A 19,478-nucleotide genomic window follows, 5' to 3' on the forward strand; every position below is an offset into this window, starting at 1 on the left:
TTATGACGGCGCATGCCATGGTCGTGCTGCAGAGCCTTGTGGGCACCATGGACAGACCCGGTGGACTCTATTTTTCAAGGACCCCCAAGATTCCTTCCTTGAAGGATGTTTATCAGTTGTCTTACCCGGATTTTCACGGCAAGCCACGGTTTGACGATCCGGAAAACATCACCCCTTTGGCCTTCAAAGCCAAGAAAGCGAGATTCAGCACGGCCGCCGACGCCATCCTTCAGGACACCAAGCCCCGCGTGGCTCTTTTTCATAGCTATAACACCACGTCTTTCTCCAACCCGAGGCGTTTTGAAGAAGCCTTGAAAAAACTGGATTTCATTGTCAATGTCGATATGTACCTCACCGAACTGGGCATGTACGCGGATATTCTTCTCCCCGAAAACCTGTGGATCGAAAACAGCGGTTTTACGGTTCGCAGCTACCAGGCCGAACGCCCTCAGGTACTCTTGGACGAAGGGGCGCCCAAACTCCGAGACACGAAGAGTTATGGGGAAATTGTCAATGGCATTTTGGCGGCCATGAAACTTTACGACTTTGTCGTCGATCCGAAGAAACTGGCGGGAGCACAGCTGGGGGCCATAGGGCTCGACAAAGACAAACTGCGCCAGGCCAATGGGGTGTTTGACAGCGGCGAGCCCTTCAGGCCCAAAGAAAAGTTTCGAACACCCAGCGGCAAGATCGAGCTGTACAGCACGGTTCTGGAGCAAGCGGGCCACAGCCCCATGCCGGAGTGGGTGGAACCCGCCTCCAAACCCAGCGCGGACTATCCCTACTACGTGGTGACCCACCATTTGCCCTGGATGCGCATGCTCAAAAACGCCAACGACCCCATTCTCAAGGACCTTCAGTGTGAAAACAAGGCGCACATTCACCCCAGCGTTGCCAAAAAAATCGGGGTCAAGGACAAGGACCTCGTGTGGCTGGAATCCCCCGTGGGGCGCATCAAGCTCAAAGTGGCCATCACTGAAGGCATTCGGCCGGACACCATCATGACCGAACACGGTTTTGGCATTTGGGCCAAGGGCCGATGCCGAGGCTTTGGGTGGGGTCAAAACGAAGGGGAAATCCTTCCCGACAGAACCCTAGCGGAGATGAAGCAATGGAGGCGGTACGCCGCGGGCCGAGGCGTGGGGATATGCGACACGACGGTGCGCATCACCAAGGCCTGAAGCCGTTGGATCGTTCGCGGGCGGCCGTTTTGAGCCCGATGCTGGCCTGGGCCAAAACGGCGGCGCGCTATCCGCAAACGCCGGAGCATCTGGAGACGCTTTTAGAGTCTTCAGAACCTTTGGTCCACAACCTGGGTTCCGCTCAGCCCTTTTTGGAAGAGCTGCTGAGCCGATGGATGGAAGGGCCGCACACGGTGCTGGAAGCTCATCAGGTGGAATACACGCGGCTTTTTGTGGCGCGTTGGGGCGGCGTTCCTGCGCCTCTTTATACCTCTTGGTATCTCGATCGAGAAAGCTATGCAGGCAACGCCATGGAAGCGGCCCTGAGCTTTTTTCAGCGCTGGGGTGTGATGTGGCAGGAGACGGCGCTTAAAGAGCCGCCGGATCATTTGGCGGTGGAATTGGAGTTTTTGGAAATCCTGTGCGCGGCCGCACAGAGCGGACCCGAAAAGCGTGGAGAGTACGCCGAGGCCGCCTCGGTGCTCTGGAACGATTTTCGGCGCACCCACTTCGATCTTTGGGTGCCTCGATGCGTTCAGGCCATGGAACGGCATGCCACGATGCCGGTTTACAAGATTTTGGCTTTAATTCTTCGTCAATTGTGTGAGGGAGAATAGGGCTATGAAAGAAACCGTTCGAGACCGATATGTCATGATCTACAATGCGAATTTATGCATCGGCTGCGCGGCCTGCAGTGTGGAGTGCCGCCGCTATTATGGCTTAGACGAAAAGGGAAGCTTTCGTGTTCGTGTGGAAACCGAGGAATCGGGCACCTTTCCCGACGTGACTTTGGACCACGTGAGGATTTCTTGCGCCCATTGCATCAATGCGGAATGCATCAAGGAATGCCCGACGGGAGCCACCTTTCGCGCCGAAGACGGCTTTGTGCTCACCACCCAAGAACGATGCATTGGGTGCGGTGCCTGCGTCGAGGCCTGCCCCTACGGTGCTCGGTACCTGCGCGAGGTGGGCCAGATGCTCAAGGCCGACAAATGCACGTGGTGTTACGCCAGGGTCTACGAGGGGCAAAAGCCCGTGTGCGTGGAAAAGTGCATCACCGGAGCGCTCCTTTTTGGTTTATCTTCCGACCCGGCCATCAAAGCCGCTTTGGAAGCCTCCGACGTGGATGTCTATCATCCGGAACACAACACGAAGCCACAATTATACCGTAAAGCCGTCCGGCCTCGCCAAAAGGATCTCAAGGTGCTGGCCCACTGGCCCCAGCCCCTGGCCTGAGCCCGCATGGGCTCAAAGGGCCCTCTGAAAATATCTCTCATGCAAGCGGCGCAAGGCGACTTTAGATCGCGCCGTGCGCCGCTTCCGTCCTCCAAAAGAAAGCCGCGTCCCAAAGTTACCGTCGTGGATGTTCCATATAGCTGGCGCGGCTCGCCCCTTCACCCCAGAAGCACCTCATCCGAAAGGCACAGTTGCAGGCTCGTGACGACGTTGTTCCTCCCCCTCCCTGAAAAGGCTTAAGTTGTCGCCCTCCCAGAAGGCATTCTGACAGAAAGTTTATGATCGAGCCCACGGCGCCTAAAGATGTCGCGCCTTGAAGACTATTGAGATTTGGCAGGCGTGTTAAAGACACCGTGAAAAGACTTAAAATCTAAAGGGCCAGGCCGAATGGCCTGGCCCCTCGTTTTGTCTGGTGGGCCGTCAGGGACTCGAACCCCGAACCTCCTGATTAAGAGTCAGCTGCTCTACCCATTGAGCTAACGGCCCTCAGAGTTGTGTGGTACGCCCGGCAGGATTCGAACCTGCGGCCTGCGGATTCGAAGTCCGACGCTCTATCCAGCTGAGCTACGGGCGCATATTCGCGGTCACGAACGGGGTCTTTTACTAGACCAGGGGGGCATTGGTGTCAAGAAACTTTTTCGGGATTGGGGCGTGAACACGCAAAGATGGCAAAATTGGCTGAAGCAGGCGAAGCAGGACTTGGAACACGCCCGCAGGAGCATTGACCTAGGCCATTTTGAATGGGCCTGTTTTGCTTCTCAGCAGGCGGCCGAGAAGGCAATCAAAGCGTTGCACTTTCATCAGGGGACGGTGGTCATCGGCGAGAAGGTTATGACATAGCAAGAGGGATGGGGTGTGGTGGCTCTCGCCTTGGGGGATGGAGTTTGGCCGGCGAATAAGGAGAGAGTGAGGGAGCGGTTGCTGGCTATGCTTTCGGCAGGAGAGGTGTGGTGGTAACATTTCAATTGCCCGGCGGTGGAAACGGCGGGTGACCCCGGGCTGTCAGCGGGCGGATTTCATGAAAAAACCGAACAGGAGAAGACAAAGCCCCGTAAAGACGGCTGCGCCGAAGAAAGCGAAAAAATAGCCTTTGTGCGTGATCACGATGCCCATGGCCGCGGAAGCCGCCATAATGCCCATGTAAATGGAAGTGTTGTACCCTCCCATGGCCAGACCTCGAGAGCGGGGATCGGCGACCACCGCGATGAGCGCTCCAATGGAGGTGAAGGCCAGAGCCAGCCCGGCTCCCAAAAGGCCGGCCCACAGCAGAAAGTGCCATAGCAGGTGAGCGCCGCCAAAGCCCAGCATGGCGCCTGCGGTGCCCAGAGACCCCAGGGCCACCAGGCGTCTTCGGTCCCGAGTCCGGTCGCTCCAATGCCCAAAGGGAATGCGAAACAGAGCGTTGGAGATCCCTTGCACCATAAAGATCAGCCCGATGGAGGCCACGGGAATACCGGTTTGCCGGGCGTGCAGTGGAATAAAGGTGACAAACATTCCCAGCCCAAAGCAGAGACCGAGTGTCACGAGCCAGCAGCCCCACAAGGGACGAGATCGAAGCACGCGCGGAACCATAAGAGCGAGCCCCGGTTTCTGCGCGTTTGAAGCGGCTGCGGGCGGCGTCGGCAAAAAGACGGCCAGCACCAGAAGCAATCCCGCCGTGAGCACGCCCGAGGCCACGAAAACATCCTGAAAGCCGAACCGCTCGGCAATCCAGGCTCCGATGGCCGGCCCTACACTCATGCCCACGTAAAGCGACGTGGTGTACCAGCCATAGGAGCGGCCCACGTGGGTCACCGGGGAAATGTCGGCAACGTAGCTCATCATGGTCGGGCCGTATGCCGAAAGGCCCACACCGAAAAAGAAATAGATGGCCATCAAATGGGCTGGAGTGCCTGCCCAGGTCAGAGCGAAACAAGTCAGACTGACAACGAAGACACCTCCTAAGGCCACCCGCTTTCGCCCCCAACGATCCGACAACAGCCCCACAGGCAGGGAAAGACATCCGGCGGTCAAAAAGAAAATGGAATTGATCCAGCCTACGGTGGCCGTGTCGGCCCCAAGACTCTTGGCATACAGCGGCACCACGGGAATGCGCATGTAAGAGGCGGTGTAAAATCCAAAGGTGAGCGCGCAAGCAAGAAAAAGGCTCAAGCGCAAGGACGGCACCGGACGCCCGGTCCACACGTTAAGGAAGGCCATCAAGGGTCGTCTCACCACACGGCGCCTTTCCCACATGGCTCATGGTGATTGTACTTTTCCAAAAACATGCATGTTGGGGCAGCAATCCATTTTCTTAAAAGCAATGCATTTTCTTGAGGACACGGCCCGTCCCACGGGAGCGGACCGCGAGGACATAATCCCTGCAAGGCGAATCATGGGGCACGCCCTTAGCCTTGGAGGGACGCGCTCCTGCGCGTCCGAGCACATGCGGACCGGCAGTCAGGGAACATGCACGGTCCATCCGAATGGAGCGGACCGGCAAGAGCCGGTCCCTTCGAAGGGTGCGGACGGTGAGGAGCCGGGGTCCCTCCGTTGGAATGGGCGGGCCCCCACGAACGCTTCAAAAGCGTTGTGACTCAAGCTCCTATAGCACGCCGTGGAAGCGGCCGAAAAGGGGGGCACGGGCCGAGGCGCCGGTTTGAGAATGGGCTTCAAGGCAGTGTCAAAATACTCTATGATGAAATGGCGTGAGAGAAAACCGAACATGGAATCCGTTCCATGAGGGATGCCTTGTAAAGGAGGTTTGCCGTGCCGTCCGCATCACCGTCCGCTGCCATGCGCTTTGAAGGCACCGAGCGCTATTACCTGAATCCGGAACTTCGAGAAATCGTCAACATCGCCATGGTCATGGAAAAACCGCTGCTGCTGACCGGCGAAGCCGGCACGGGAAAGACGCAGCTGGCCTTTGAGATCGCCCGCGCCCTGAACCTTCGTATGGAAGAAGCTCGATGCAAATCCACCTTTAAGGGCGAAGAACTGTGTTACGTTTACGATACGGTGTTGCGCCTGAACGATTCCCGGTTCGGAACGGGGGACACGGGTCGAGACGTGAACAATATCTGGGACTACATTCGTTTCGGCCCCATCGGCCGCGCTTTTACCTGTGACGATCGTCGCGTGCTGCTTTTGGACGAAATCGATAAGACGGATTCCGACACTCAAGACAACTTGCTGGACGTCCTGGAAGACGGCGCCTTTATCATTCGAGAGATCAACCACAAGGTGCAAGCCAAACAAAGACCCATTATCATCATCACCAGTAACGCCAAGCGCGAACTGTCGGACCCCTTTTTGCGACGCTGCTTTTGCCATTACATTCCTTTTCCGGGCCCCGAAGAGATGGTGAAGATCGTGCGGCTGCATTATCCGGATATTCCCGACGCCTTTTTACAGGCGTCTCTGGAAACCTTTTATCGCCTGCGCGAGGAAGGATTTGAAAAACCTCCGGCCACCGCCGAGCTTCTGGATTGGATCGGCGCCATGCGGGCCAGCCGTGTGCGGGGCCCCGGAGCCGGAAAAGACATCGCGCATATCGGCACGCTGCTCAAAAGAACCCAAGACATTCTGCGATTCAAAGGTCTTCGACGAAGCCTTCGGTTTTGAGACGGCGGTTCCGTCAAAGGCTGTGATCCGGCACCGGCTCAACGGCGGCCGTCAACAAAGGCCCAAAGGGCAACGGGCATGATGGATTTCATTTACGCCCTGATGCGGGCAGGGATTCCGGTCAGTGTGCATGACATTTTGGAGTTTTATCGAGGTCTGCGTGCCGGCCTCGCCCGTGACCTGGATCGCCTCTTTCTTTTGGCGCGTCTCGTGTTCGTCAAAAAGGTGGAACACTATGACGCCTTTGAACAGGTGTTTCGCCGGATCTTTCTGGGCGATGCGTCGGTGTCCGCTGAAGATTGGGAAAACCTGTTGAGGGGCAAGCCCTTGAAAGAATGGCTGCGCCGTGAAGTGGCCGAAGGCCGGCTGCCGCCGGAGGGTCTGCGCACCTTCGACAACGAAGAACTCCTGGAAGGGTTTCGACGCACCGTGGCAGCCCAGGACGGCGCACATCACGGTGGGGAGACATGGGTCGGCACCGGCGGTCGGTCTCCCTACGGCCACAGCGGCCGGCACGGCGGCGGCCTGCGCGTTCACGGAGAAAGTGTTCACGGGACGGCGCAGAAGGTCATCGGCGCCCGCCGCTACATTCACTACAGTGATGAAACACCTCTTCGCAGTGAAAATCTGCGTCAGGTGTTGTCCACCCTCAAGAGCCTGCGTCCCATCGGCCCCGAAAATGAACTGGACGTGGATGGGACCATTGAAAGGACAGCCAAAAACGGTGGTGAAATCGAGCTGGTCTTTCAAAGAGAACTGAGAAACCGCGTGGAACTCTTGGTCCTGGTGGACAACGGCGGCTATTCGATGCTGCCCTATGTGGATCTGGTCAAAACGGTCTTTAACAAGATTCGCGAGGGCTTTCGCGATGTGCGGTTTTTCTACTTTCACAACTGCATCTACGGCACCGTCTATGCCGATCCGCAGCGCCGCCAACCGGTATCGTGGGACCGCCTTTTGGCGGCCGGTAAAAAAACGCGCTTGATTCTTATCGGCGATGCCAACATGGCCCCGGCGGAACTCATGGCTTCCTATGGATCCATTGATCCTGCCACAGCTATACGGAAACCGGGTTTCGTGTGGCTGAAGGAACTGCGGGAAGCTTTTCCCGTCAGTGTCTGGCTGAACCCCATTCCCCGGGACCAGTGGGCGCACCACAGTTCCACCATCGGCCGTATCGGGCACATCTTTCACATGGAAGATCTCACTCTGGGCGGCATCAAGAACGCCACGGCCTACCTCAACGTTCAAGGCCGGGCAGTGGATCAGGCGGCTTAATTGTGGCCTACATCGAACAGGACGTGCGAAAACTGGTGGGCAAGGCGATCCACCACTACGACTTGATTCATCCCGAGGATCGCATCGCCGTGGCCGTCTCCGGCGGCAAAGACAGCCTGCTCCTTTTGTGGCTTCTTCGCGAAAGACTGCGCCACGTGCCCATCCGCTACTACCTGGTGGCCGTCCATGTGGACATGGGCTTTCAACCCGGCACAGCCGAAATCTTGGAAGCCTTTTTCCGCGCCGAAGGCTTCGATTACCGCATTCTTCGCACCGATTACGGCCTGCAGGCGCATAGCTCAAAAAATAAAGAAAACCCTTGTTTTCTGTGCGCCCGACGGCGTCGAGCCGCCCTCTTTCGCGAGGCGCAATCCCTGGGCTGTTCCAAGCTGGCCTTGGCCCACAACCAAGACGATTTTATCGAAACCTTTTTCATCAATATTCTCTACGGAGCCCAGACGGCGGCCATTGTGCCGCGACAAAGCTTTTTCCAAGGCGCTATCGAGGTCATACGGCCTTTAGTCCTGGTGGACAGCCAAAAGGTGGATCGCATGGTGCGTCGGCTGGGCCTTCCGACGCTGAAAAATCCCTGCCCTTCGGCGCAACGTAATGCGCGCTCTCAAATCCGCGAGTTTCTCTTTAAACTGTACCGGTCTAATAGAAAGATTCGTGGCAATATTTTTCATGCCATGAGCCACGTGAATCTGGAGTATTTGCCGCCGCCGTTGCTTCAAACGCGGGGTTCGGTTCGAAAAGTCGGAAAAGATACGGCCGTGGAGCGCGAAGGCTATCCCGAGAAGCGGGGGCAGCTCTAGGATATGAAAAGCGCAACGACGGTCGGTAAAGCTTCACGGAAGGAGCCGCACGAGATGGCGGAGACCAAGCCGACCCTTTACCTTATCGATGCCAGTTCCTACATGTATCGGGCCTATTATGCCATGGGCCAGCGTCTGACGGCACCCGACGGCACGCCCACGCAGGCCGTCTTCGGCTTTCACCAAATGCTGCAAAAGGTGCTCAGGGAAAAGCAGCCGGAACTCCTCTGCGTGGTTTATGATCCCCCGGGCCCCACTTTTCGTCATGCCCTGTACCCTCAATACAAGGCCACACGGGATCGCATGCCGGAAGATCTCGTGGCCCAGGTGCCCGTCATCAAGAAGGTGGTGGAGCTCATGGGGCTGCCGTCCCTGGAGCTTCCGGGCTACGAAGCGGACGACGTCATCGCCACAATGGTGCGTTTGGCCCAAGAAGAAGGCCACCCTGTAATGATTGTTTCCGGAGACAAGGATCTTCACCAGCTGGTGAAGGAGCCTCTCGTGCTTCAATGGGATCCGCAAAAGGACGAGCTCTACACGGCCCGGGAAGTTTTTCGACGCCTTGGCGTACGCCCGGATCAGGTGCGGGACCTTTTGGCCCTCATGGGCGACAGCGCGGACAATATTCCCGGAGTGGCCGGCGTGGGGAAAAAGACCGCCGAAGAGCTGTTGCGCCGCTTTGAAACCCTGGACGGTGTGTGGCAAAGACTGGACGAGATTCCCAGTGCTTCCGTGCGTCGAAAGTTGGAAGCGTCCAAAGAGGCGGCGGTGCTTTCCCGGGAATTGGTCAGCCTGCGCCAGGATGCGCCGGTGCCGGTGCGCCTGGATCAATGCCGAAGGCGATCACCCCAGACACAGGCTTTGGCCGAACTTTACGAGCGCCTTGGGCTTCGACGCGCTTTGGCCGATCTGGCCAAGGATCTTCCGGTAAAGACCTCGCCTGAGAGCGCCCAGGCGCGGCCGCGCCACGATCGCATCATCGAGGACGAGGACGCTTTTCATAACCTTTTGGAAGAGATTCGGCAGGCGACGATCCTTTCCATTGATTTGGAAACCACGTCCCAGGACGCCATGCGGGCGGAAATCGTCGGCATCGCCCTGAGTTGGCGCGATCACGAGGCCGCCTACATTCCCATCGGGCACCAGGTGGACCTGAGCCGTCGGCAGCTGCCTTTGGGCTTTGTTTTGGACGGGCTTCGGCCCGTCTTGGAAGCCGAAACACCCAAAAAAGTGGGGCAGAACATCAAGTACGAATGGGTGGTGTTCAAGCGGCACGGCGTGGCATTGCGGGGCATCCATTTTGACACCATGGTGGCCAGTTATCTTCTGGATCCGGGCAATCCATCCCACCGGCTGGAACGTATCGTGGCGGAGCATCTAGGAGAAGCCAAGGAAGCCTATGGGGATGTGGTGGGGTCCGGCGCCAAGGAAATGGCGTTTTTCCAGGTTCCCATGGATAGAGCGGCCGCCTATGCCTGCAGCGATGCGGAAACCACGCTTCGACTGGTGCCCGTCTTGCGAAAGAAGCTGGATGAAGCCGGCCTTTTGACCCTCATGGACACCCTGGAACGGCCCCTCATCGACGTGTTGGCCCGCATGGAAATGCGGGGCGTTCGCGTCGATACGGAGAAACTTCGAGAGCTGTCGAAAATCTTTGAAGAAGGCATGCTCGAGCAGGAGCGGGCCATTCATGAGATCGCCGGCGGGCCCTTTAATATTCAGTCGCCCGTGCAGCTGCGGGACGTTCTGTTTGGAAAGCTGCAGCTTCCGGTGATCAAAAAAACCAAAACAGGCCCGTCCACAGACATGACTGTGCTGGAAGAACTGGCGGCCCATCATCCCATCGCCCAACGGATCCTGGCGTACCGCAGCCTGGCCAAACTGAAAAACACCTATGTGGACGCCCTGCCGCTCATGGTACATCCCCAAACGGGGCGTATCCACACCAGTTACAATCAGACCGTGACCGCCACAGGGCGGCTGAGCAGTTCCGAACCCAATCTGCAAAATATTCCCGTGCGCACGGAGGAAGGACGCCGCATTCGCGAAGCGTTTGTCGCCGATGCGGGCTATGTGCTTTTGGCCGCGGATTATTCCCAGATCGAACTGCGCATCTTTGCCCATTACAGTGGGGATGAGCGGCTTGTGGCGGCTTTTGAGGCCGGGGACGATATTCATCGGCGAACGGCCGCGGAAATGTTCGGTGTGCCGCCGGAAAACGTCACCCCGGAAATGCGCCGGCATGCCAAAACCATCAACTTCGGCATCATTTACGGCATGGGGCCCTTCGGGCTGGCCAAACAGCTTAAAATTAACCAGACCAGCGCCAAGGCGGCCATCGACCGGTATTTTGAGAGGTACCAGGGGGTTGGGCGCTGGATTCAGCAGGTGATTGCGGAAGCGCAAAAGCGCGGTTTTGCGGAAACCCTTTTGGGACGGCGTCGGTTCATTCCCGAACTGCAGAGCCGCAACCGCACCGTGCGCCAGCAAGGGGAAAGACTGGCCGTCAACACCACCATTCAGGGTTCGGCGGCTGACGTGATCAAAAAAGCCATGATCGAGATCGACCGAGAGATGCTTTCCCGCCCGGTTCGCAGCGCCATGCTGCTGCAGGTGCATGACGAGCTGGTCTTTGAGGTGGCGGAGGAGGAACTGAGCTGGGTGCAAGAGATGGTCAAGGAGCGAATGGAACGGGTGCTGGCTTTGCGGGTGCCTCTGGTGGTGGACATGGGCTGGGGAAAAAACTGGGCTGAGGCCCATCCTTAAGGCTCTAAAAAAGTTTTTCTTTATGTGGTTTTTGAGTAAATGGAGCGTGCGACGAAGCGGTTTCCTCACTGAAATTTTTTACGGACCTTTGAAGCACAGGAAAGGGCGCCCACATGGAAAACACCGAACGGCAATGGCGGCAGGAATCTTCCGGTGTTCTTGATGAGTCTGTGGAGGCGGAGGAGCCTCCAAGCGAACCTTCGGGTGCAGACCCCGAAGAGGCCTCACCTTCCCCTCGGCGGATCCTTCGTCTTTCCTCACGCCGATCCGCCTCCATGCCCCTCAGTGACGCAGCCAAGGAATTCAAGCGAAAGTATTTTCCGCACATCAGCGCGGCGTTGTGGAACGACTGGCACTGGCAGGTGCAGCATCGGTTCCGGTCCGCCAACGCGCTCAACCGCATCATGCGCCTGACGCCCGAGGAACAGACCGCCTTGCAAAACCCGTCGAAACGGTTTCCTGTGGCGGTGACACCCTATTATGCCGGTTTGTTGAACCCGGAAGACGGCCGACATCCTTTGCGCCGATCCGTGGTCCCCCTTCCCGAAGAATGGATCCGCAGTTCTGAAGAATCCGAAGATCCCCTTGGGGAAGACAGGGATTCTCCGCTCCCCGGACTCGTGCATCGCTATCCCGATCGCGTGCTCTTTTTGGTTACGGGTTTTTGTTCCACCTATTGCCGTTATTGCACGCGGTCGCGGCTCGTGGGGCGCGGAGAATTCCGAGGCCATGCCGGTCCGCGGCTGTGGGAAAAGGCCATTGCCTACATTCAGGCGACTCCCGCCGTCCGCGATGTGCTCATTTCCGGCGGTGACCCGCTCACCTTGGCCGATGAAGCCCTGGCATGGCTTCTGACCCGGCTTCGAGCCATTCGGCATGTGGAAGTGATCCGGATCGGCACGAAGGTGCCGGCCGTTTTGCCGCAAAGGATCACGCGAGACCTGGTTCGGCTTCTGCGCCGCTATCATCCCTTGTGGATGAGTCTGCATTTTACCCATCCCCAAGAGCTGACAATGGAAGCGGCCGAGGCGTGCGCCCGGCTGGCCGATGCGGGCATTCCTTTGGGCAGCCAAACGGTACTCCTCAAAAACATCAACGACGACGTGGCGACCCTGAAAACCCTCTTTCAGGGCCTCATGCGCCTTCGCGTGCGTCCCTATTACCTCTATCAATGCGATCCCATCTGCGGCTCAGCCCACTTTCGAACCACCATTCATCGTGGCCTTGAATTGATGGACGGATTGCGCGGCCACACCTCCGGATACGCCGTGCCCTCCTACGTGGTGGATGCCCCTGGAGGCGGCGGCAAGATTCCACTGCTTCCCGATTACGTGCAGGGAGTGGATGGGGGGGATCTGGTCCTTCGAAACTATGAGCATCGCCTTTTTCGATACCCCAAGGCCTTTGATGGGCCTTTGGCACAAAGCCCCATGGTTCACGAGGCGTTCTGAAGGGGTTAAACCAATGAAGATCGGTCTCACCTATGACCTTCGGGACGTCTATCTGGCCGAAGGGTATTCTGAAGAAGAGACGGCTGAATTTGACCGTGCGGACACCATCGAGGCTTTGGAAAGGGAACTCCGCGCCCTGGGGCACCAAACGGAGCGCATCGGGCGCCTCAAGAACCTGGTGGAGCGTTTGGCCTCGGGGGATTGCTGGGACTTGGTTTTCAACATCGCCGAAGGGCTGTGGGGATCGGGTCGGGAGGCGCAAGTGCCGGCTTTACTGGACGCTTACGGCATTCCTTACACGTTTTCCGATCCCTTAAGTCTGTGCGTCACGCTGGACAAATCGGTGGCCAAACGCTTGGTGCGGGATGCCGGATTGCCCACGGCCCCCTTTGTGGTGGTCAATGACCTGAAAGATCTGCCACAGGTGAGGCTTCCCTGGCCGATTTTTGCAAAGCCTGTTCGTGAAGGGACGGGCAAAGGCATCAGCGGGGCATCCAAGCTCGGCTGTTCCGATGAACTGGTGAAAGTGTGCGCCAAGCTTTTCGCAACATTTCGCCAACCGGTGCTTTTGGAAACCTTTCTTCCCGGACGGGAATTCACCGTGGGCCTCTTGGGTTCGGGAAGGACTACTCGTGCCCTCGGGGTGATGGAAGTGGTGCTGCGGGAAAACGCCGACGCCGAGGTGTATTCCTACGCCAATAAGGAATGGTGTGAGGAGCGCGTTCTTTACCGCCTGGTGGATGACGATGAGGCACGGGAAGCGGCCCGAGTGGCCGTGGAGTCCTGGAAGGTGCTAGGATGCCAAGACGCCGGCCGCATCGATCTACGCTCCGACGATGCCGGCCGGCCTCAGTTTCTTGAAGCCAATCCGCTGGCGGGGCTGCATCCCCATCATTCGGACCTGCCCATCCTGTGCGCGCTTCAGGGGATTTCCTACAGGGAGCTCATCGGCGCCATCCTGGACGAAGCCCGGCAGAGGGTGGCTGGGAATGTGGCGCTTTGTGAATCTCGGAAGAGCCATGAGTCTCTGGGTAAAGGGGCGGCAAGGGAAAGGTGGGCGTGATGCGATCGGTTGTGTTGCACTCCGCTGTGCCCCCCGATGCCCCTCCCGATGAACAGGATGTTTTGGTGCAGGCGTGCTTGATTCGAGAGGCGCTCCAGCGGCTCGGCTGGAGCGTGATCTCATTACCCTTTGCCCACGATCTGGAAGCCGTGCGCCGGGTGCTTCGGGACTTTGATCCGGATGTGGTGTTCAACCTTGTGGAGACAGTGCTGGGCACAGGCCGGCTGATTTATCTTGCGCCCGCTTTGCTGGACCAGGAAGGGCTTTCCTATACGGGCTGCGGACCGGAGGCTGTCTTTTGCACGTCCCATAAGGTGTTGGCTAAAAAATGGCTGAGCGCCTTTGGGTTGCCCACGCCGCCGTGGTGGCTGCCCAACCGGGGAACGCAAACCTTACCGAACGACGGCCTTGTCATTGTGAAGCCCATATGGGAAGACGCCTCGGTGGGCATCGACCAGGAAGCCGTTGTGTCCCTTGAGGATCCTGAGGCGGTAAGGCGGGCCATGGCTCGAGCCGAGCGGCTCTTTGGGTCCAGTGGCTTTTTTGTGGAACGCCTGATCGATGGGCGGGAATTTAACCTTTCGCTGCTTGCAGGACCTGACGGGGTTCAGGTGCTGCCGGCAGCGGAAATACGTTTTGTGGATTTCGGTCCCCACCGACACCGCATTGTGGACTACGAAGCCAAGTGGGCCCAAGGCTCCTTTGCCGAGCAGCACACGGTGCGCTCCTTTTGTTTCCCTGAAGCCGACGCACCGCTTGTGGACCATTTGTGCGCACTGGCTCGACAATGCTGGGACCTTTTTGGGCTGGAAGGGTATGCGCGGATCGATTTTCGAGTGGATGCGGAAGGGCGTCCATGGATTTTGGAAATCAACGCCAATCCATGTCTTTCGCCCGATGCCGGATTTATGGCCGCGGCTCTCGAAGCCGGTTTGGCTGTGGAAAGCGTGGTGCAACGGCTCGTGAACGACGCTCTCGGAACCTGGAACCCGTTCCGCCAGCGGCAAAGGTGTGCTCAAGGCGCCGTGGGACAAAAACAAGAGGCCGATGCATCGCCGGGGGCTGCAGCGAAGCGATGCATGGAGCTCGGGCACGGCGTGACGTTAACGTTCAGGAACCATGTGCGGGTTTCCGATCTTGAGGAAATCCGACGCCTGACGGCTCAAACCGGCTTTTTCAACGAAGAAGAAATCTTCATGGCTCGGGATTTGGCCCTGCAAAGCCTCACCTCGGGCCCGGCATCCGGCTATTTTTTTATTCTCTTGGAACACGCAGGACATGTGGTCGGCTATACCTGCTACGGGCCCATTGTGGGAACGGCAGCGCGTTTTGACCTCTACTGGATTGTGGTGGATCCGGCATGGCAAGGCCGCGGTGTCGGCCGAAGGCTTCTTGAAGCGGCCGAAGAGGCCATCATGAATGCCGGCGGTCAAAGGGTGTATGTGGAAACGTCGTCTCGAGCGCTGTATAAATCCACGCGTCGGTTTTACCTTCGTGCCGGCTATGTCCTTGAGTGCACCCTTCCCGATTTTTACGGGCGTGGGGATCACAAGATCATCTATTGCAAAGACCTTTGCTGAAGAGCATCTTTGGTTTCAAGGGGTGGGCCCTTTCCAATCGGAGGGACGACCTCCTGACCGTCCGTGAAGATTGACGGAGAACCGACGGGTACGCCCTTGATATGGAAGGGACGCGCTCCTGTGCGTCCGGCTCCAGGAAGAAACCGTTCGGCTAAAGGCGTCGAGAGGAAAGTCATGAAGTCATGGACGACGCGGGTGCGTCATCTTCTCCATCGAGACTGGAAATCCCTGGGCGTGAACCTGGGCTTGATCGTTACGGGAAGTGTCATCTTCGTTCTGGGTGTCCATGCGGTGCTCATTCCCCAAAAGCTCCTCAGCGGCGGCATCGTAGGTGTCGCCGTCATTCTGCATTACCTTTTCCCAAGCGTGGACGTGGGGCTTTTTTACCTCGTGAGCAACATTCCTCTCATGGGGCTGGGATGGTTTTCCATCAGTCGCCGTTTTATGGGATACACCCTTTTTGGCATGTTGTTTTTTTCGCTGGCGGCTTCCTGGCTTAAAGTGCCCCCAGTGGCCCTGAGCGACCCGCTGCTCGCTGCGGTGCTGGCGGGAGTGTGGTGCGGTCTTGGGGCCGGCATCGTGCTGCGCTCCCTGGGTTCCGCCGGAGGACTCGACATCCTGGCCGTTTATCTGAACGTGCGATGGGGCATTCGAGTGGGAGTGACCTACATGGGCGCCAATGCGTTGATCCTCGGCATGGGCGGGTATTTTTTCGGCCTGGAAAAGGCCCTGTTCTCCATTGTTTATGTTTATGCCAGCAGTCGTGTGGTGGACGCGGTTTTGGTGGGGTTCAATCGGCGTAAAATGGTTTTGATTATGACCTCCAAGGTGCAGGAAACGGCCGACTTTATCCTGCATCACATTCACCGTGGCGTGACTTTTCTAAAAGGCAAGGGTGGCTATTCGGGCGAGGATCGCGATGTGATCCTTACCGTGACCACCCTCACCGAACTGCCCAAGCTCAAAGAGGCCATTTTCCGCTTGGACCCCCAATCCTTTGTCATCATCAACGACACTTTGGAAGTTCTGGGTAAACGCCATGGCCGGTTGAAGATCTACTGAACGCATTTTTCGTCTTTTAAAAGGACCGGATCACGGAGAGGGTGCGAGACATGCTGGAAAATCTCTGGACGCTGGAAAATGCCGCGGCTTTGATCACTCTGACGGCCATGGAATTGGTTCTGGGAATTGACAACATCGTTTTCATCGCCATCGTGACGGAACGCCTTCCCAAGGAACATCAGGGGCGCGCTCGGCGGCTCGGGCTCTTTGGCGCGATGTTTCTACGTATCGGTTTGCTTTTGGCCATTACCGTCATCATGAGACTGACCAGTCCCCTATTCCGTCTGTTTTCCCATGCTATCTCAGGCCGAGACCTCATTCTTCTTGCAGGAGGTCTGTTTCTCATCGGCAAGGCGACTCATGAAATCCATAACAGGCTTGAAGGAACTTCGCGGCCTCAGACCCCGACAGGCAAGGCCCATGAGGATTTCAGATCGGTGCTGGTGCAAATCCTTTTACTGGACATGGTGTTTTCCCTGGATTCCATTATCACCGCCGTGGGGATGGCCCGGCATCTGACCGTCATGATTGGAGCTATCGTTCTGGCGGTAGGAGCCATGATGTTTTTCGCCGGCGTGGTCAGCGCTTTCATTGATCGGCATCCCACCTTGAAGATTCTGGCCCTCAGCTTTCTCCTTTTGATCGGGGTCATGTTAGTGGCCGAAGGGTTTGGCAAGCACATCGAACGGGGTTACATCTATTTCGCCATGGGTTTTTCCGTCTTTGTGGAAGTGTTGAACCTCCGCGTGCGACGGCAAGCGCAAACCCTGTGACGCCCCAAGGACGGCCCTTAACGAAGAGGTCCAAAACAATGTCCTGGAAAGCTCGAGCCTTGTCTTTTCTATGGATGCTGTGGCTGGTGTGGGCGGGGATGCCGCCCCTCCTCGGGGCGCAGAGCCCTTCGGTTTCGACAAGCGACCCTCAGGACCCTTACGCTGAGCTGTCTTCTTCCTTGGAAAAGGCCATTCAGGCGGAAAAAAAGGATTTGGAACAACTCACCAAGGGGCTTGAGGAGCTCAAGCAAGGGCAGAGCACCTGGGCGAGGGAACTCCAGACCGCCCGGTTACAAATGTCCGCCGTGGGAAACCTCGTGTCCCTGTCCTCCCCATCCCTGGAAGATCTGGACAAGGCCCTGGGGCCGTTGAAGCAAACCGTGGAGGATGCGGTCGCCCGCGTCAAGGCCCTTCAGGAAAAGCAGACCGATCTTGACGCACAGCTCAAAGCCTTGGCGGAACAAAGGGCCGCCAACCAGAGCCGCATGGAAAGCGTGAAAATTCGGGGCGATGAGTTGCCCTCGAGCCGCACCTTGTCGACGCAGCTCAAGGAAGCCGATGAATTGTTCAAACAAAAAGAAAAACGCCTCAAGGATTCTCTGGCCATTTACCAAAAGCTCATGGACGACTGGAGCGCCCTGCGAGACGAAAGCACCGCTCTATTGGACCAACTCAACAAACGCATCGCCGAACGCAAGCGTGAGGAGCTTTTTCGTCGAACCCGAAACCCTCTCCTGGGACTGAGTGGGACGCAATTTCGGCAGGATCTGGACACCGCGGCGGCTTTGATCACCCAGGCTCTGCAACCTCGCTTCTGGGTCGACGCGGGGCAAGGGCTCTGGAAGGCCGGGGGCGTTCTTTTGGTCACCTCACTTCTGGTCTTTGGCGTGGTGGAATGGCTGTGTTTCCGGTTCCGTAACCTGTGCCGTGCCGTGCTGGCTCGCAAGGACGGCCGTGATAGACCATGGTTCCTGCTGACCATGCATCTTCTCAGCCGTTCCCTTCCCCTTTTGGGAGCGACGGTTTTCGTGCATGGCTACACGTCCGCGCGCGATCTTTATGATACGTCCGTTTTCCTCAGAAGCCTGTGCCAAATCTTGCTCCTGTGGCTGCTCAGCTCCTGGGGGATCCATTTTCTTGAAGCCGTTAAGGAAAACTTTCGACCCGATCGGTTTGCCTTTGTGGTGCGGCGGATTCGCCTCCTGGTCTCCTTGGGACGATGGTTGTTTTTGGCCTACGTGGTCGTTCAGGAGAGCCTGGGTCGCTCCAGTGCCCTGCTGCTCCTTTACCGTTTCGCTTTGGAATCGGCCTTTCTGGCCTGGAATGCCGTATTTTGGCGGGAACTGCGGGGACGGCTGGCCGACGGGGCACCATCTTGGATGGCTGCTCGACCTTGGGTTTTGCATGTCGGCATGGGATGGGGATACGGCCTTGCCTTGGTGGGCATCCTGCTGGAACTGGTGGGCTACGCCCTGTTGGCGACTTTGTGGTACGTGGGTTGGGGACGCAGCCTGATCGTGGGACTCTGGGTCTTTCTCTTTTACAAGTGCTTGCATGAATGGGAAGCGACCATGCGCACGGCCGCTGTGTTTGCGCCGCAAGCTGAAAAGGACACGAACGGTTCTTTTTGGTGGTTGACCGTCAAGGTCCTCTGGGTTGTGTGGTTTTTTGCGGGCACTGTGGGAATTTTACTGGCCTGGGGTGCCAAACAAGCCCTCATCGTGGGCTTCTTTCATCTGCTCAACACCCCCGTGCCTTTGGGCAACCTGAACTTTCGATTCCTCGGCCTCATTCACGCCGGTGCCATCCTGGCTTTGACCCACGTGGGCAGCAGGTGCCTCAAGCACTTTGTCAAAAACCGTGTCTTTCGCCACAGCGGTTTGGAAGTGGGACTGCAGGAATCCATTGTGTCCGTGGCAGGCTATGTCCTGTGGTTTGTCGGTATTCTGGCTGCTCTCAATGCGCTGGGGTTTTCGGGTACGTCGCTCACCGTAGCTTTTGGCGCTTTGGGCGTAGGCCTGGGCTTTGGGCTACAAAACATCTTTAACAACTTCATCAGCGGCTTGATCCTCCTTTTTGAACGGCCTATTCAGGTGGGCGATTCCATCGAGATTGACGGTGTCTGGGGAGAAGTGCGTAAGATCAATGTGCGTTCCACCATCATTCAAACCCTGGATAACGCCTCCATGATCGTTCCCAATTCCGAATTCATCAGCAGTCGTGTGGTCAATTGGAGCTTCAAGGACTTGAGGATTCGGCGCAACATCAATGTGGGTGTGGCCTACGGGTCCGATGTGGAACTGGTCCGGCAGACCCTTTTGGAGGTGGCCCAAAGTCATCCTCTGGTTTATAAGCAGCCGGAACCGAGCGTGCTGTTTGTGGACTTCGGAGACAGTGCCCTGATCTTTCGACTGCGGGTGTGGACCACCGTGCCCGTGTGCCTGCAGGTGGAAACGGATATTCGTTTCGAAATCAACCGGTTGTTTCAAGAAAGAGGCATCGAGATCGCTTTTCCTCAATTGGACGTGCACTTGAAAACGGCCTCTGTGACCGGCGGCGACGGCACACCGTCATTCCGTGGCCACCCTGTTGAAGATGCCACGTCCCGAGGCGACGTTCATAGGGTCAAGGATGCGGGTTCACTCAATGAGCGGTAAAAGATTTTTGGTG

Annotated in this window: 15 protein-coding genes and 2 tRNA genes; 14 read left to right on the forward strand and 3 right to left on the reverse strand. The window is 57.6% G+C overall.

The window, feature by feature from the left end; translation table 11 throughout:
* The first annotated feature begins 2 nt into the window (after positions 1 to 2).
* From ACUVSA_RS02060 to ACUVSA_RS02070, 3 genes are read left to right on the forward strand one after another with little or no spacing between them, the layout of a single operon-like run.
* On the forward strand, positions 3 to 1,181 hold the full coding sequence (locus ACUVSA_RS02060; protein ID WP_445893598.1) for a molybdopterin dinucleotide binding domain-containing protein: 1,179 nt from the start codon (positions 3 to 5) through the stop codon (positions 1,179 to 1,181).
* Positions 1,148 to 1,798 (forward strand): TorD/DmsD family molecular chaperone, encoded by a 651-nt coding sequence (locus tag ACUVSA_RS02065; RefSeq protein WP_445893599.1) that lies wholly within the window; start codon positions 1,148 to 1,150, stop codon positions 1,796 to 1,798. The genes ACUVSA_RS02060 and ACUVSA_RS02065 overlap by 34 nt, the downstream gene beginning before the upstream one ends.
* A gap of 4 nt (positions 1,799 to 1,802) precedes the next feature.
* Complete coding sequence (locus ACUVSA_RS02070; protein WP_445893600.1) at positions 1,803 to 2,417, forward strand: 4Fe-4S dicluster domain-containing protein; 615 nt, start codon at positions 1,803 to 1,805, stop codon at positions 2,415 to 2,417.
* Between the two features lie 410 nt (positions 2,418 to 2,827).
* Here ACUVSA_RS02070 and ACUVSA_RS02075 read toward each other — a convergent pair.
* Positions 2,828 to 2,903, reverse strand: a tRNA-Lys gene (locus tag ACUVSA_RS02075).
* A gap of 11 nt (positions 2,904 to 2,914) precedes the next feature.
* A tRNA-Arg gene (locus ACUVSA_RS02080) sits at positions 2,915 to 2,991 on the reverse strand.
* 77 nt (positions 2,992 to 3,068) lie between these two features.
* Between ACUVSA_RS02080 and ACUVSA_RS02085 the strand changes: the two genes are divergently transcribed.
* Positions 3,069 to 3,257: a HEPN domain-containing protein gene (locus ACUVSA_RS02085; RefSeq protein WP_445890641.1), complete on the forward strand. Its 189-nt coding sequence runs from the start codon at positions 3,069 to 3,071 to the stop codon at positions 3,255 to 3,257.
* A gap of 162 nt (positions 3,258 to 3,419) precedes the next feature.
* On the opposite strand, the gene ACUVSA_RS02090 is transcribed toward ACUVSA_RS02085, so the two are convergent.
* Positions 3,420 to 4,631: an MFS transporter gene (locus tag ACUVSA_RS02090; protein ID WP_445893601.1), complete on the reverse strand. Its 1,212-nt coding sequence runs from the start codon at positions 4,629 to 4,631 to the stop codon at positions 3,420 to 3,422.
* 534 nt (positions 4,632 to 5,165) lie between these two features.
* On the opposite strand from ACUVSA_RS02090, the gene ACUVSA_RS02095 reads away from it, so the two are divergent.
* From ACUVSA_RS02095 to ACUVSA_RS02140, 10 genes are all read left to right on the forward strand, one after another.
* Positions 5,166 to 6,020, forward strand: coding sequence for an AAA family ATPase (locus ACUVSA_RS02095; protein ID WP_445890639.1), 855 nt, complete (start codon positions 5,166 to 5,168; stop codon positions 6,018 to 6,020).
* 78 nt (positions 6,021 to 6,098) lie between these two features.
* Positions 6,099 to 7,298, forward strand: a complete 1,200-nt coding sequence (locus ACUVSA_RS02100) for a hypothetical protein (RefSeq protein ID WP_445890638.1) — start codon at positions 6,099 to 6,101, stop codon at positions 7,296 to 7,298.
* Between the two features lie 2 nt (positions 7,299 to 7,300).
* Entirely contained in the window at positions 7,301 to 8,113 is an 813-nt protein-coding gene (locus tag ACUVSA_RS02105) for a tRNA lysidine(34) synthetase (protein ID WP_445890637.1), read from the forward strand.
* A 54-nt stretch (positions 8,114 to 8,167) separates the two neighbouring features.
* Entirely contained in the window at positions 8,168 to 10,879 is a 2,712-nt protein-coding gene (gene polA, locus ACUVSA_RS02110) for a DNA polymerase I (protein WP_445893602.1), read from the forward strand.
* Between the two features lie 113 nt (positions 10,880 to 10,992).
* Positions 10,993 to 12,330, forward strand: coding sequence for a KamA family radical SAM protein (locus ACUVSA_RS02115; protein WP_445893603.1), 1,338 nt, complete (start codon positions 10,993 to 10,995; stop codon positions 12,328 to 12,330).
* 13 nt (positions 12,331 to 12,343) lie between these two features.
* Complete coding sequence (locus tag ACUVSA_RS02120) at positions 12,344 to 13,393, forward strand: D-alanine--D-alanine ligase family protein (RefSeq protein ID WP_445890634.1); 1,050 nt, start codon at positions 12,344 to 12,346, stop codon at positions 13,391 to 13,393.
* Positions 13,393 to 14,973: a GNAT family N-acetyltransferase gene (locus ACUVSA_RS02125; RefSeq protein ID WP_445893657.1), complete on the forward strand. Its 1,581-nt coding sequence runs from the start codon at positions 13,393 to 13,395 to the stop codon at positions 14,971 to 14,973. Before ACUVSA_RS02120 ends, ACUVSA_RS02125 begins: the two co-directional genes overlap by 1 nt.
* 174 nt (positions 14,974 to 15,147) lie before the next feature.
* A complete protein-coding gene (locus ACUVSA_RS02130) occupies positions 15,148 to 16,035 on the forward strand; it encodes a YitT family protein (protein ID WP_445890633.1) in 888 nt (295 codons plus the stop codon).
* Positions 16,036 to 16,085: 50 nt separating this feature from the next.
* Positions 16,086 to 16,808 (forward strand): TerC family protein, encoded by a 723-nt coding sequence (locus ACUVSA_RS02135; protein WP_445893604.1) that lies wholly within the window; start codon positions 16,086 to 16,088, stop codon positions 16,806 to 16,808.
* 59 nt (positions 16,809 to 16,867) lie between these two features.
* Positions 16,868 to 19,465, forward strand: a complete 2,598-nt coding sequence (locus ACUVSA_RS02140; protein WP_445893605.1) for a mechanosensitive ion channel domain-containing protein — start codon at positions 16,868 to 16,870, stop codon at positions 19,463 to 19,465.
* Positions 19,466 to 19,478: the final 13 nt, after the last annotated feature.

The sequence above is a fragment of the Desulfosoma sp. genome (assembly GCF_052743555.1).